Annotated in this window: 3 protein-coding genes; all 3 read right to left on the bottom strand. The window is 57.5% G+C overall.

Annotated elements, in window-relative coordinates; all coding sequences use genetic code 11:
* Positions 1 to 92 precede the first annotated feature (92 nt).
* Positions 93 to 1,091 (bottom strand): transketolase family protein, encoded by a 999-nt coding sequence (locus tag BUE38_RS00550; protein WP_073433089.1) that lies wholly within the window; start codon positions 1,089 to 1,091, stop codon positions 93 to 95.
* The gene (locus BUE38_RS00545; protein ID WP_073433088.1) at positions 1,088 to 1,966 is read right to left on the bottom strand and encodes a transketolase; all 879 of its coding nucleotides are present in this window, start codon (positions 1,964 to 1,966) and stop codon (positions 1,088 to 1,090) included. The genes BUE38_RS00550 and BUE38_RS00545 overlap by 4 nt, the downstream gene beginning before the upstream one ends.
* 364 nt (positions 1,967 to 2,330) lie before the next feature.
* Positions 2,331 to 16,229 (bottom strand): Ig-like domain-containing protein, encoded by a 13,899-nt coding sequence (locus BUE38_RS22280; RefSeq protein ID WP_073433087.1) that lies wholly within the window; start codon positions 16,227 to 16,229, stop codon positions 2,331 to 2,333.
* Positions 16,230 to 16,234 lie beyond the last annotated feature (5 nt).

Below are 16,234 nucleotides of genomic sequence, written 5' to 3'. Positions count from 1 at the left end.
TGTGTGATTGCCTTGTACTCATATCAAGTACGTACTCAGGCCAGGTGCGTACTCAAGCCAGGTACGTATTACGGTCGAACACGCCCCTCCCCTCAGGCGGCGAGGACGCCCTCGACCTTGCGCACCACTTCCCTGGTGGAGATTCCATAACGGTCGTGCAGGGTCGGCAGCGCCCCCGCATCGAGAAACTCATCGGGCAAGCCGATCTGGTGGAAATTCGCCATAACCTGCTCGCGAATCAGCACACCGGCCACCGCCTCACCAAGGCCGCCAACCACGGTATGGTTCTCGGCGACAAAGACGGGCTTACCGGCATGGCGGCGCACTTCTTCAATGATGGTGGCATTGTCCAGTGGCTTGATGGTCGGGCAGTGCAGCACACTGACCTTGACACCCTGCTTCGCCAACTCATCCGCCGCCTCGATGGCGCGCATGGTCATCAACCCGGAAGCGATGATCAGGGCATCACCACCAGACATCAGGCGCTTCGCCTTGCCGATCTCGAACTGATAATCATCGAAGCGATCCAGCACCCTGGGCACCTTGCCACGCAACAGACGCATATAGACCGGGCCATCGAAGTCGGCTATGGCGGGTGTTGCCTGCTCGATATCGAGGGCATCACAGGGATCGATGATGGTCAGGTTGGGCATGCCGCGGAAGATGGCGATATCCTCGGTTGCCTGGTGGCTGGGACCATAGCCGGTGGTCAGGCCAGGTAGCGCACTGACGATCTTGACGTTGAGCCTTTCCTCGGCGATAGCCATGCAGATGAAGTCATAGGCACGACGCGAGGCGAAGACGCTGTAAGTGGTCACGAAGGGAACGAAACCTTCCCGTGCCATACCTGCACCAGCACTCATCAGCAGTTGCTCGGCCATGCCCATCTGGTAGTAACGATCGGGGAACTGCTGAGCGAAGACGTGCAGATCGGTGTATTTGCCGAGATCCGCCGTCATACCGACGATACGCTCGTTTCCCTGGGCGGCCTCAACCAATGCATGACCGAAGGGCGCCGCTGTGGTCGGCTGACCTTCTGCCGCAATCGAGGCGATCATTGCCGACGTCTTGAGTTTCTTCTTCACGCTCATGCCTTCTGCTCCTGACCAGTGACACCGTAGACCTCATCCAGCTGCTGAAGCGCCAGGCTCCACTCATTCTCGTCAACACGGATGAAGTGGGTCTTGTCGCGCTCCTCGAGGAATGGCACACCGCAACCCATCAGGGTGTTGCAGATCACGACTCGCGGTTTATCGGAAGTGCTGTTGACCGCAGCATCGAATGCCTCGACCAGAGCCTCGAGGTTATTGCCGTCGACCCGCCAGGTTTCCCAGCCGAAGGCCTGCCACTTGTCGGCGATGGGTTCGTAGTTGAGCACGGTGGACGACTTGTCATCGGCCTGCTGGTCATTGACATCGACGATGGCGACCAGGTTGTCCAGCTTCCAGTGAGCCGCGGAGGCTGCCGCTTCCCAGGTAGCGCCTTCATTGAGTTCGCCGTCGGAAAGCAGGTTGTAGATGCGTGAAGCGCTCTGCTTGCGCTTGAGTCCCAGCGCCATGCCGACACCAATCCCCAGACCATGCCCCAGAGAGCCACCGGTGATTTCCATACCCGGGGTATAGGCTGCCATGCCCGACATCGGCAGGATGCTGTCATCACTGCCGTAGTTGTCGATTTCCTGCTCATCGACAATACCGGCCTCGACCAGCGCAGCGTAAAGCGCAATGGCGTAATGACCGATCGACAGCAGGAAGCGATCGCGCCCTTCCCACTCGGGATCGCTGGGCTTGAAGTTCAGGTGACGAAAGTACGCCACCGCCAGGACATCGGAGACGCCCAGCGCCTGACCGACATAGCCTTGCCCCTGAACCTCGCCCATCAGCAAGGCGTTGCGCCGGATGCGATAGGCATGCTGTCTCAACTGCTCGATGTCGTTCTGCTCGACACCCACTGACGAAGCCTCCATGGAGCACCTCTCGATAATTGGTTGACCATTAAAAGATATGTATTGGTCGACCAATCAGAAATGCAACCTTGGTCGAAAAATTCAAACCAATTCTCCTATTTTAATCTATCTTATTGTTTTTTAATCATTAAATAATAACCACGATTCACTTCCCAGGAGAAAATATAAATACATCAACCAATTTGTGCCGTAATGATCGCGCGATGAAGCCATATTTCCAGCCGTAGCAGGGAACATGGCGCCGCGGCTAGCGGGATGTTGAGCGAGCGAGAGAAAGGCTCTCGTTCGTGGAGGGAAGGGAATCATGGGGGGAAGAGAACAAGAAGTCGGCAGCGGCACGAATGGCCGCTGCCGGTGTACTACATCAGCCCTGCTTTAGCTCGTCGTTGCGAGCCAGCCCCTCTGCCAGATCACCATTCCAGCTACTGGCCTGCGCCAGTTGGTCGGCAAATGACATAGCAGCACTCGCCTGGCGAGGATAAGCATTCAAGGCGTTCACCTTGATCTCGCCAGTGTTCAGGTCGAGGGTAACGCGGTAGCTGCGAGTGTCGCCGCCCTCTCGGTCCAGGCTGACCCTCAGCGAGATCTGCTCGGCCCCCGGTACACGGTCGATGATCACATCACCTCGCGTGCCGGTATTGATCCAGCCAGGCAGCGCAGCGCCATTGGCCATTCGGATATCCATATGGGTCACCGCACCCTGAGCATCAGCCACCAGATCGCCTACCGAGAGTCTGGCCTGGCTGGCCTCGATAGCCAGGTCCACCGCCACACGGCCATCACCGGCAATGTTCGATGCATGCATTGCCGGCTGGGCGCCGCCCGGCTCGACCATACGACCAGCCATGCGGTCGTTCCAGAGGTCCTTCGCTCCGGCATGATCCCGGAGCGGATCAATGGCATTGACCGTCGCCAGGACAACACCATTGGCCCCCAGTTCCGGCAGCCCTCCCAGATCAGAGGCAGCATCAACAGCCTGTTCGACAGCGCGATCAGCCGTGATGTCACGAAGTCCTCCCAGGTCAGACAGTTCGTTCACCGAATCACTGATCACCGGGCGTGATGGCGTCGAGGATTCCGCTGCCGTCGGCCCGGAAGGCACTACGTCCGGCGAGGCCGGTGCAATGGGCGGAACGTAGTGACCGGCGCCAGGCTCGATGGTGATATGCACGACGACTTCGGCCTGACCGCCACGGCCATCACTGACGATGACCACAAAGCTGTCCTCGCCAGTGAAGCCACTGTCCGGTATATAGGTATAGCTGCCGTCCTTATGGATGATGACGCTACCGTTGGCCGGTTGCTCCGGCACACGGAAGTCCAGGCTGTCCCCGTCGAGATCCTCAGCAACCACCTTGCCATCGACGGGCCTATCTTCCTTGCCCTCGACAGGGTCGGCATGTGCCTCAGGCGCGTCGTTGATATCTTCCACGATCACCGGAATGGTGACGGTGGTGGTGCCGCCATGCCCATCGTCGACCACCACCGTGAAGCTGTCGCTGCCACTGGTGCCGGGCTCGGGGACATAGATGAAACTGCCGTCGTCATTGATGACCAGACTGCCGTTCTGCGGCGGGGTGACGATGGTGAAGGAGACATCATCTCCCTCTACATCCGTTACCGGGATGTTGCCCTCGATGGGTGTATCCTGCTGGCCCTCCGCCGGTATCACCGTCGCTTCCGGGGCATCATTGGCGCCGTGAATCGTCAGCGTCAGCGTGGCTTCCGACAGGCTGCCGTCGGCATCCATCACCTGGTAGGTAAAGACCTCGGTCAGACTCTCGCCCACCTGCAGTGCATCAACCTGCGGATGGTCATTGTCGAGAACATAGCGATAGCTGCCATCGGCATTCATCACCAATTGCCCGAAGCGCCCCTCGACGGGCAACCCTGCCTCCGCCTCGCCACCACTGCCGGTGATGCCGGTGACCTGAATGTCGGCACCATCGACACCAGCGGTATCATTGTCGATCACATTGCCCTGGATCGCGCCGGCGGCATCCTCGTTGACACTTCCCGCGTCAGCCATGGCCTCGGGAGCATCATCCAGGACGGCGATGGCCAGGTGACCGGCGTGTCGATCCACATCACCGTCAACATCGGTCACCTCCAGTGCGAAGACATCCCGCACCGCTCCCTGGGTATGGTCTGCCGAGCGGGACAGTTCGTAGACATAGCAGAGCTTGCCGGTCTGCGTATCGAAGCCATTGAGGGTCAAAGTGCCAAAACGCCCTTCAATGACAATCGGGCGATCACCCGCAGCGATCAGTTCGTCACGACTGATGGTCGTATCACCGATCTGGATCGAGGTCAGAGCATCGAGGTTGTGGATGGTCATGTCGCCGCTGGACGAGCGCCCGTCATGGCCGGGGTGGCTGCCCTCCGGCAATGAGGCTTCCTCGACGCTACCGTCACTGGCGCCGCCGCCATCCACATCATGACCGTCATCGAGACCGTCGATGACGACCCTGTCATCAACCGCCGTCACGTTCAGGTCCAGTGTCCCGGTCGAGGTGGCTCCCGCACCATCGGTGACCGTGTAGGTGATCGTCGGCACCTCGCCGTGATGGTCGGGCACAGGCACGAACGCATAGGAGCCATCTGCATTCAGCGTCAACTCACCCACGCCATCGATGACCACCGTCTCTCCGGCAGTGAAGGTCCCATCAATACCGGCAACCTCGAAGCCGGTCACACTCAGTGGGTCATCATCGACATCCGTGTCATTGGCCAGTACTCCCTCATCCGCCTCGACGACAAGTGCCGTATCCTCGGCCAGGCTGGCCGTATCCGCTGATGTCACCGGCGCATCGTTGACCGGCAACACCGAGACCGGAACCGTCACCGTGGTGGTGCCACCATGGCCGTCATCGACCAGCACTGTGAAGCTGTCATTGCCGTTGCTGTCCTGCGTCGGTGTATAGGTGAAGGTCCCATCATCGTTGATCACCACAGTGCCCTTGGATGGGCCGTCGATGACCTCGAAGGTCAGCTCGTCACCATCCACATCCTCGGCAGTGATCTGCCCCTCTACCGGTGCATCCTCACTGGTGGTGATGTCCTGAGTTGAGGCGGTGGGGTCATCGTTGTCACCATGGATGGTCACCGTCAGTGTAGCGAGCCTGACATCACCGTCCGCATCGGTGGTCTTGTAGCAGAATACGTCAGTGATACTCTCGCCTTCCTGCAGGGCGTCGACAGCCGGATCGTCATTGTTGAGCACATACTGATAGCTGCCATCAGCGTCCATGATCAACTGACCATGCCGGCCATTGATCGGACGACCAATGTTGCCCGCCGGCTTGCCCTCATTCCCGGCGACTACACCTGTCACTGCGGCTTCTGCACCATCAGCACCCGGACGGTCATTGGTCGATACATCACCAGAAATCGACGTCTGCCCCTCATTGATCCCGTCGTCATCAGCAACCGTGTCCGGTGCATCGTCGATGATCGCGATCGCCAGGCTAGCGGCATTGTGGGTCACTTCTCCGTCCGTGTCGGTGAATCCCACCGTAAACACATCCTTCACACCACGGGCGGAATGGTCCGCAGCTCGCTCGAGGGTGAAACGATAGCTTACGGTACCGGACTGCGCGTCATAGCCATTGATCACTAGCGTGCCATGTTCACCGGCAATCCTGATCGGTGTCGAACCGCTATTGTGCAGTTCATCAATGCTGATATCGGTGCCGTCAATGGTCAGAATGGCCAGGCTGTTGTCGGGTCCGACCACAAAAGTGCCATCATGGCGGGTCGCGGCCTCTCCCGGTCGGCTGCCGTCACTCAGTCCCGCTTCATTGACCAAACCATCAGTTCCGGCGGAGCCATCGTTCAGACCATCGATGGTGATCACGTCGTCCACCGCAGTGACTGACAGCTTCAACACTCCGGTATCGGTGTCGCCTGATGGATCAGCCACCGTGTAGCTGATCGCCGGCACCTCGCCGTGATAGTTGTCTGCCGGCACGAACTGCCAGGAGCCGTCGGTGTTCACGGTCAGTTCACCAACGCCCGGGATTGAGGCAGAGTCGCCCGCAGAGAAGGTGCCATCGATCCCCTCGATGGAGAAATCGCGGACCACCAGCTCATCCCCCTCGATGTCGCGGTCGTTGGCCAGCAGTCCCGACTCAGCGTCGACCGTGATCGGAGTGTCCTCGCGCGTGGTCGTAGCGTCATCCCTGGCCACCGGGGCATCGTTCACCGGCATCACCTTGACCGGAACCGTCACGATGGTGGTGCCGCCATGGCCATCATCGACCTTGACACGGAAGGAGTCTGCGCCCTTGGTATTGCTGTCCGGCGTGTAGGTGAAGGTGCCGTCATCATTGAGCACAAGGGTGCCACTGGACGGCTCATCCACCACACTGAAGCTCAGTTCGTCCCCCTCCACATCATGAGTGGTGATGGCGCCGGAGACGGGCACATCCTCCTGAGTCGTTACCGCCTCGGCACTCGCTGTGGGGGCATCATTGGCTCCGTGGATGACCAGGGTCAGGGTGGCGGTAGAGGTGCTGCCATCAGCGTCGGTGACCTGATAGGTAAAGGTCTCGGTCAGCGTCGCGCCCTTCTGGAGTGCGTTCACCTTCGCGTTACTGTTGTCCAGACTGTAGCTGTAGCTGCCATTGGCATTGAGGACGAGCTCCCCGTACTCACCCTTCACCACGTCGCCGATGCCGGCAGCATCCGGCGTTTCTCCACCACGGGCCACTCCGCTGATGTCGATGCCATCTGCGCTGCCGGTATCGTTGGTCAGCACATTGCCGGATACCGGGTTGTCGCCGTCTTCCTGTACGTCTCCGCTGTCATTGTCAGCCAGGGGGGCATCATCAAGGATGGTGATCACCAGCGTACCGGCATTGTGCCTGGTCTCACCATCCGTATCGGTGACGCCGATGCGGAAGCTTTCGCCGACATCTCCTGCACCATGATCGGCATGCCGAGTCAGTGTGTATTCATAGCTGACAGCGCCAGTGGCCAAATCATAGCCATTGATGGTCAAGGTGCCGAAGCGGCCCTTGATGATGATCGCCGTGCTGTCGCTGGCCTTCAACTCGTCAATCGATAGCTCACGGCCACCGATCACCAGGCTGGCCACGCTATCGGACGGCCCGATATTGAAGCCCCCGGGCCATGTCTCGGTGTTGTCCGAGGCATGCGAGCCACCATCCAGCGCTCCTTCATCGGCCTGTCCATCGGTCCCTGCGACATCTCCATCGTTCAGGCCATCGATCTCCACCACATCATCGACGCCTGTGACCTCGAGCGTCAGACTGCCGCTGTCGGTACCACCATTGCCGTCGCTGATGGTGTAGGTCACTACCGGCACCGGGCCGTGATAGTTGCTCGCTGGTGTGAATGTCCAGGAGCCGTCCTCATTCAATGTCAGCTCACCTACACCATCGATGACTGCCGTGTCTCCGGCGTCGAAGGACTCGCTCATGCCATCGATGGTGAAGCCACTGACGACCAGGCTGTCATCATCGACATCGCTGTCATTGGCAAGCACGCCTTCATCCGCATTGACGACAAGCGTGGTGTCCTCGGCCAGACTGTCGGCATCATCCGCGGAGACCGGCGCATCGTTGACGGCCTCGATGGTGACCGGCACTTCAACCAGTGTCTTGCCACCATGACCATCGTCCACCACCACCGTAAAGCTGTCTTCGCCAGTAAAGTCGGGATCAGGCGTATAGCGGAAGGTGCCATCCTCGTTGACCACCACAGTGCCATGTGTCGGCCCCTTACCCTCATCCAGTTCGTAGCTGAGTTCATCTCCATCGACGTCCTCGCTGACGATACGGCCATCGACAGGCGCATCCTCGCGGGTATTGACCGGCTCGCTGGAAGCTGTCGGATCATCATTGGCGCCACTGATGGTCAAGGTCAGGGTCGCGATGGAGACATCGCCATCGGCGTCGGTGATCTGGTAGGTGAAGGTCTCGGTCAGCGTCTCGCCTTCTTGAAGCGCGTTGACTGTCGAGTTGCTGTTGTCAAGCACGTAGCGGTAGGTGCCGTCGGCGTTGAGCGTCAACCTTCCATAGTCACCATCTACTGCGCTCCCCACATTGGCCGCCGTGGCGCTGTGCTCATCGCTTCCCACGCCAGTGACCGGTGAGTTCGTCCCATCAGCGCCCTTCACATCATTGCTGATCACCGAGCCTTCGATAGGCCCCGTACTGTTCTCAGTGATGCCACCGGTATCATCCACTGCTCGGCCAATATCATCACGAATCGCCACACGCAGGGACTTCGCATGTGCGCTGGTATCGTTACCGGCCTCATCCGTCAGGCTCATGTCGACGCTATCGACCACGGGACCACCCCCGTGGGAAGCAGGTGTCTCAAGCACAAAACGATAACTGACGGTATCAGTGGCGTTGTCGCCCTGCTGATAGCCAGTGATCACGATATAACCATGTTCGGTGATGATCTTCGCGGATGATGAATCCTCACTGAAACTCAACAGGTCCTGCAGGCTGAAGGTCTGGTCGCCCACCGTCAGCGTGGCCAACGGGAACTCCTCGGACAGCACGACCTTGAAGTCGCCGTTGTACACATCGGCATTGCCATCCGGGTTGCTGCCCTCGGCAAGATCTGACTCGCGTACCACCCCACCGGTGGTATCCATCAGCGTCGGTGTACTGGACACATCGATCTTCAGGGTGGCCACCGAGGTGTCGCCGTCCGCATCGGTAATCTGGTAGGTGAAGATATCGGTAACCGAGGAGCCTCCCGTCAGGCTCTTTACCGCCTCGTTATCCAGGTCCGGTTCGTAGAGGTAGCTGCCATCGTCATTGAGCGTCAGCGTGCCGTATTTGCCGGTAATCTGCTTGCCGACATCGGCCGCCACCGGCGTGACTCCATCGCCTTCGCCTGATACCACGCCGCTGACCACCACCCCATCCGCTCCAACGGTATCCGGACTGCCATCGCTTGTGCCGGGGTCCTGGCCGCCCTTGCCGGTGATCACGTTACCATCGGCAGTACTGCTGGGCTGATCAGGGATATTGATGACGCTATCGCTGTCGGCCTCGGCAACGGGAGCATCATCGACAATCGACATCGCCAGGGTACCGGCATTGCTGGTCACATCACCATCGGCATCGGTCACACCGATCACGAAGCTGTCCTTGACCGGCTGCTGCTCACTGGAGTGATCGGCATGTGATGTCAGGGTGTAGACATAACTGACCTTGCCTGTCGCGGCGTCATAGCCATTGATCGTCAAGGTGCCATGGGCACCCTCGATCACCACCGGCGTCTCGCCACTGGCCAGCAGTTCGGCAAGGCTGATTTCGGTGCCGCTGATGGTCACACTATCGAGACTTTCCGCGGGGCCCACGGTAAAACTACCGGCATGGCGCGTGGTGCCACCACCACTACCATCGGCCAGCGCAGACTCCTGAACGGAACCATCCGAGCCGTCCTCAACTCCATCATCCAGTCCGTCCACGACGATGTTGTCATTCACACTGGCGACATCCAGCGTCAAGCGGGCGGTAGCCTCACCACCATGCCCATCACTGACGGTGTAGGTGATGACCGGTACCGGGCCGTTATAGTTCTCGGCGGGAACGAACCGATAAGAGCCATCGGCATTGAGGGTCAGGGTGCCAACACCATCGATAACAGCGGCATCGCCGGCACTGTAGGTATGTCCATCGATGGTGAAGCCGGTCACGCTCATGGCGTCGCCATCGATATCACTATCGTTGGCCAGCACGCCGCTATCGGCATCGACCACCAGGGGCGTATCTTCCGTCGCGGTCTTGTGATCGTCGGCCGTGCTCGGCGCATCGTTGACCGGCGTTACCGTGATCGGCACGGTAACCGTTGTCGTGCCGCCATGACCGTCATCCACCACCACCGTGAAGCTGTCCTCGCCGGTGAAATTCTGGTCAGGCGTATAGCGGAAGGAGCCATCCTCGTTGACCACCACGGAGCCATGCTTCGGGCCATCATCCAGACGGTAGGCAAGGTCATCACCCTCGACATCGGTGCCGCTCACCTGCCCCGTTGCCGCTCCATCCTCGGGGACGGTCACGGTCTCCGTTGTCGCTTCGGGGGCATCATTGACGCCGTCAATGGTGATCCTGAGCGTGGCGACGACCGCGTCACCGTCGGCATCGGTGGTCTGATAGGTAAAGGTATCGGTCAGCGCCTCCCCCTTCTGCAGCGCGTTGACCTCGAGGTTACTGTTGTCGAGCACATAGCGGTAGCTGCCATCGGCATTCAGCGTCAAAGTGCCATAGGCGCCAGTGATCGCCTCTCCTACGTTACCAGCCGTTGTCGCCGCCTCATCGGTCCCTACGCCTGTTACAGCAGCCTCTGCGCCATCCGCACCTGCCACATCATTATCGCTGACCGAGCCATTTATCGCTCTTTCGTCGCCCTCACTGACCGAGTCTGCATCGTCCACGGGGCGCGGGGTATCATCAATGATCTCGAAAGCAAGACGGCCAGCCTTCGCCGTGGTATCGCCATCCACGTCGGTGACACCGATGGCAAAGACTTCGCTGACATCTCCCCTGGCGTGGTTGACGGTGGAGGTCAGCTCATACTGATAGCTTAACGTGCCACTGGATGCGTCGTAGCCGGTGATGGTCAGAATGCCATGACGTCCGGCAATCTCGATAGGCGATTCGGCACTCTCCAGCAACTGAGCGATGGTCAGCGTCGTCCCACCAACGGTCATGCTGCGCAGGCTGTCGGCGGGGCCGACATTGAAGGAGCCATCCAGTTGCTCGCTGCCGGAATCCGCGTCCGACCCGTCAGCTAATCCGGCTTCCTTGACACTGCCATCGGTGCCACCGGCACTACCATCATCCAGGCCATCGATAACAACGCTGTCGTCCTGGGCACTGACCTCCACCAACAATCTGGCGGAGGCTTCACCGCCATGCCCATCGTTGATGGTGTAGCGTACGTCGGGCACTGGTCCGTTGTAGTTCGATGCGGGTTCAAAGGTGTAGGAGCCGTCCGCATTCAGTGTCAGAGCCCCCACCCCATCAATCACTGCCGTATCACCGGCCCTGAAGGTCTCACTCATGCCTTCGATGGTGAAGCCGCTGACTACCAGCGTATCGCCATCCAGATCATGGTCGTTGCTGAGTACCCCCTCGGACGCTGGCACCTCAAGAGTCTGGTCTTCCACTGCCGAAGCCGTGTCGTTGGCTGCGGTCGGCGCATCATTCACTGGCGTTACTGTCACCGGCACCTTGACGACAGTGGTACCACCATGGCCATCGGATACCGTGACCTCGAAGCTGTCCTTGCCGTTGTAATTAGTGTCCGGCGTGTAGGCATAGCTGCCATCCGCCTCGATCACCACGGTTCCATGAGCCGGGGGGGTAGTGATGCGGTAGCTGAGATCATCCCCCTCGACATCATTGGCCGTGACCTGCCCGGTACCTGAGTTATCCTCGGCAACGGTCAATGATTCAGCCTGTGCTTCAGGGGCATCGTTGGCACCGTGGATGGTCACCGTCAGTGTCGCTGTCGCAGTACTTCCATCAGCGTCGGTATACTGGTAGGTAAAGACTTCCGTCAGGATCTCACCCTTCTGTAACGCATCGACGGCGGCGTTGGCCTCGTCAAGCACATACACGTAGCTGCCATCGGCATTGAGTGTCAGGGTGCCATATTGGCCATCCACCGGCTGGCCGGTACCTGTGGCATCCGGTGTTTCTGTCCCTCCCGCCACCCCGGTAATGGGCTGTTCGGTGGTATCGGCACCCGCTTCATCATTGTCCAGCACACTACCACTGACCCCTCGGGGCGAAGCGTCTTCGGTCATTCCCTGCTGATCATTACCTGCGGTGGGTTGATCATCGAGGATGGTAATCGCCAGACTACCGGCATGGGTGATGACATCACCATCACCATCGGTCAGGCTCATCGTGAAGCTGTCGGCTACCGGACCTGCCATGTGGTCCGCTCGGTGTTCAAGAACATAGCTATAAGTGACCACACCAGTCGCCAGATCCAGGCCGGTAATGGTCAGGGTGCCGTAATCACCACCGATGGTCAGAGGGGAATCCGCACTCGCCACAAGTTCGACGAAGCTGATGGTGACTCCGGCAATGGTCAACTGCTCCAGGCCTTCGGCATTGCTGATGGTGAAATTGCCGGAGTACTGCTCTCCGGCAGTATTCGCCATGGTGCCGCTCGGCAACCCAGCCTCATCGACTTCACCATCACTTCCTGCATCACTGCCGTCATCAAGATCATCAATGGTCACAACATCCTCGACGGAGGTCACCGTGAGCGCCAGCGTCGCTGTTGCCGTGGCATCACCGTCACTCACGCGGTAACTGATGGCCGGCACATCGCCATGGTAGTTGCGTGCCGGCACAAACATATAGGAACCGTCCGCACTCAGTGTCAGGATGCCGATACCCGCGATACTGACAGTCTCTCCGGCCTCGAAAGTGCCGTCGATGCCCTCGATGGAGAAGTCCACCACGCTGAGCGAGTCGCCTTCGATATCAGCGTCATTGGCCAACACTCCTTCATTGGCCTCCACCACAAGGGGAGTGTCCTCAGCCGTGGTATTGTGATCATCCTCCGCAATGGGGGTGTCGTTCACCGGCTTGACAGTAATGTAGATGTTGGCCGTTCCGTATCCTCCCGGTCCCTTGATCACGTAGCTGATGACCGGCACGGCACCGTAGTAGTTGGCGGCCGGAACAAAACTGTAGGAACCATCAGCCCCCAGCGTCATGGTGCCCACCAGCTTGCCGTCGGCGTCCTTGATGTCGGTCGCCTTGTCGATGGGAAATGCCATGTCAGGCTTGCCATCACCATCAGTATCGATGGTGGCCCCCACCACCTTACCGTTGGTGACATTGGCATCATTGGCAGCAATGCCACCTGCAGGGCCTACGATCAACGGCGTGTCTTCCGTTACCGAGATGGTGTCATCGACCGGCGTCGGTGGAGCAATACGCGCATCATCACGATAGTCGTAATCGATACCGGAGGGCTCGGCTTTGCCCTCGCCATGCAGCATGTCCTGATCGCTGTCGGCCAGGTTGAAGCTGCCATCCTGGATATTCTCGTCATTGGCATCATAGCCGTCCCTGGCATCGCTACCTTCAAAGATGTCCAGCAGACCATCGCCATCGCTATCGGTAGTATCAGTGATCGAATCAGGTTGCCCATCGCCACGTTCTGCGACGTCCAGCAGTCCGTCGTCATCACTGTCCTCATCCAGATAATCCGCGGCACCATCGCTATCGGTATCCACGGGAGTCAGCCCCCGGCTGGCGGCTGCGCTGGTGTCACCAATGGCCGCATCATAGGCGTCATCCAGGCCATCGCCATCCTCATCGATACCAGAGGGTGCGATATAGTCGTTGCTTGTCTGAGCCTCGACATTATCGGTGATGCCATCATTATCAGAGTCAATATCCAGACGGTCTTCTATACCATCATTATCACTATCAGATTGCGTAAATCGAGCTGCATTAAAGCCAATCTGATCAACCGCAGTGGTGCCTTTTGACCCCCAGATAAATATCTGATGAATTCCTGCCCCTCCAAGGGTCATGGAAGAGTCTATAGTGTATGTTTTTCCGTCAGGAAATTGCCGACGGAATATCTCTTTTCCATTAATATCTCTTGCCACGATAGTGATAATACTTCCATCGACGGCAGGATCAGCCATAATTGAAACATAGTCACTGGAGTACCCACCAGACTCGTTCTCCAGGGTAATACTCACAGCATTCCCATATTCATAAACAAGCTTCTTGTCAGAATCCCCCTTGTGATCTATCACATTAATATCACTTGATATAATATCGAGTGTTTCAGTGTCAGCCACACCCACAGTAAACCCATCTTCAACAAAAGCATCCCCTGAATGCTTTCCAGGGCTAAGGCCATCAGTTATATTGAATATCTCGTCCTTGGTTGACGAGTCTTCAACAGCATCTATGATTCCGTCATTATCATCATCAATATCAACATCATCCAGCACGCGATCGCCATCTGTATCGATATTGAACCGTGAATCTCGATAATCAAAATCAAAATTCATCGCCACAGCATCAGACCCATCATCAACGGTATCATCATCACTGTCGGCCAGATTGAATTTACCATTTACCACGTTATCATCATTGGCATCATAGCCATCATTGATATCTTTTCCTTCAAAGATATCCAGCAGACCATCGCCATCGCTATCGGTAGTATCAGTGATCGAATCAGGTTGCCCATCGCCACGCTCGGCAATATCCAGCCAGCCATCATTATCACTATCACCGTCCTGATAGTCACCAAGGCCATCGCTGTCCGTATCGACTGGAATCAGGCCGACACTGGCTACCGCACTGGTGTCCCCGATATTGGTATCGTAAGCATCGTCCAGCCCGTCACCATCTTTATCGACACCGGACGGTGCGATATAGTCGCTGGTTGCCTGAGCCTCGACATTATCGGTGATACCATCATTATCTACATCAATATCAAGTGAATCGCCAACCCCATCTTCATCCTCATCAATATCGACGACTTTATACCCATAGGAGCGCCCCGTAACATATGTAGCCCCAATCACTTCCTGAGAAACAACAACAACATCTTCACCAGTACTGCTCCACTCTACTTTTTCAAACTTATAGACATTATCATCGGAAATTTTATTTCCATTGTAGACCACAAGCTCCTCAAGAGGCCCACGACTTGTTCGCGAGCCAAAAAGTTTGACATTGCCATCCACATCAACAGTTATACGCACCAAAGGACGATCTGCGCTCCCCCTCATCATCCATATAGCACCATAGGCACTACCATCCTGGAAGCGCACCTGGTTCCCGCCTCCACCGGTATAAAACTGAAGATCCTCTCCTGATATTGCTTTCCCATTGATGGTAAGATTAAAAGAGTTGTCCAGCGTAAAGACATCAAAAACAACTCCTTCACTACCTCCAGAAGTGATGAACGTATGAGATTGCCCGCTACTTGCAGAAAAATCCACTGTATCTTCAGTAACTAATTTTTCGTTGCCATTAACAATCCCATCATTATCGTTATCAATATCTACATTATTTAAAACCCCATCGCCATCAGTATCAACAAGGTTGATAGTGGAAACAGCCGCGTTTGTCTCAGCACCTCCACTATTGGAAACAGCCTTTACTGTAATGGTGCGTGATGCCAGGTCCCCCCTTGTCGTGGAAAATCGCACGTCAGCGAGCGCTGCTTGATATTCTGCCGCATTGGTCGAACCGGACAACACCAGGGTTCCATTTTCAGGATCATAAGTATAAATGATGTGATCCTGTTGCTTGGATAGATACAGGAAATCTCCCTCTCCAGCATTTTCGAGCGTGACCGTCATTGACTTGATCCCGGCATTATCCGGATCTTCTATCGAGATATCCTTCCCGATGATAACCGAGCCCTTGTCATAGATAATGGTGGAACCACTTCCATCACGCCCGGTATCCAGATCAATGGAAGGCGGGGCCATCAGATGATTCCAGTCATCTGACAACACCACGGCAGCATTGATATCACCACGCTGATATTCCAGATCCCAGTCACCGCCCTTGCTGGCCGTACCGGTATAGTCGGTGGACGCCGCAACGTCGGCACCGGTGATGAATGCCAACTGGTCCGCCAACTGTCGACCGACCTCATTGCCGGCAAAGTCACAGCCATAGATCAGAAGGTCCGCGGAATCAGACAAGGCGCTCTTGATGATTGCCAGCTCATCACGGTATTGGGCTTCGACACTGGCGCTATCGAGTATCCCGTTGCCCAACTGCAACGAACCTTCATGGCCATGGCCGAGAATATGGATGGCGTCTATGCCCTTGCGATTTCCCACTACCTCAGCGATCTGCTCGACGCCATCACGGTGAGCATCAAGGATATGAACCTCGGCACCGGGAGGAAGGTCCTTGACTAGTTCGCTGCTCTCCTCCACCGCGGCATCAATGAAGTAGATATCATGAGGTGTTGTAACTCCACCGTCGTGCGCTGACTCGGTGCGCTGATCCGAAGGGGCGCTGCGTTCTGCCTGCTGCATACCCAGTGCTCGCATTAGATCTGTGGTGGGTGCTACCGCAGGCGGCGGTGTCTGGTCGTGGTGATCGGTGGCCACATCGGAGGCCGCCTTGCTCGCGGTGATCGCACCAGCCGCATCCAACAACATGCGAGGCTCCAGTGCGCGAAGCAACAAGGCGCTGCGTTCTTTCTTCAAGGGCTTGTCGGTGGGGCTCACTGAGGGGGTTCCTTTGCTGGTCATGACAA

The sequence above is a fragment of the Halomonas cupida genome, from assembly GCF_900142755.1.
Taxonomy (GTDB): domain Bacteria; phylum Pseudomonadota; class Gammaproteobacteria; order Pseudomonadales; family Halomonadaceae; genus Halomonas; species Halomonas cupida.
The sequence above is the reverse complement of the archived record's forward strand: the minus strand, read 5'-3'. Positions and strand labels throughout refer to the sequence as shown.

Bases quoted from the DNA above. Each gene is read 5' to 3' on its own strand.
- BUE38_RS00550 (WP_073433089.1), bottom strand. From the start codon at position 1,091: ATGAGCGTGAAGAAGAAACTCAAGACGTCGGCAATGATCGCCTCGATT.
- BUE38_RS00545 (WP_073433088.1), bottom strand. From the start codon at position 1,966: ATGGAGGCTTCGTCAGTGGGTGTCGAGCAGAACGACATCGAGCAGTTG.
- BUE38_RS22280 (WP_073433087.1), bottom strand. From the start codon at position 16,229: ATGACCAGCAAAGGAACCCCCTCAGTGAGCCCCACCGACAAGCCCTTG.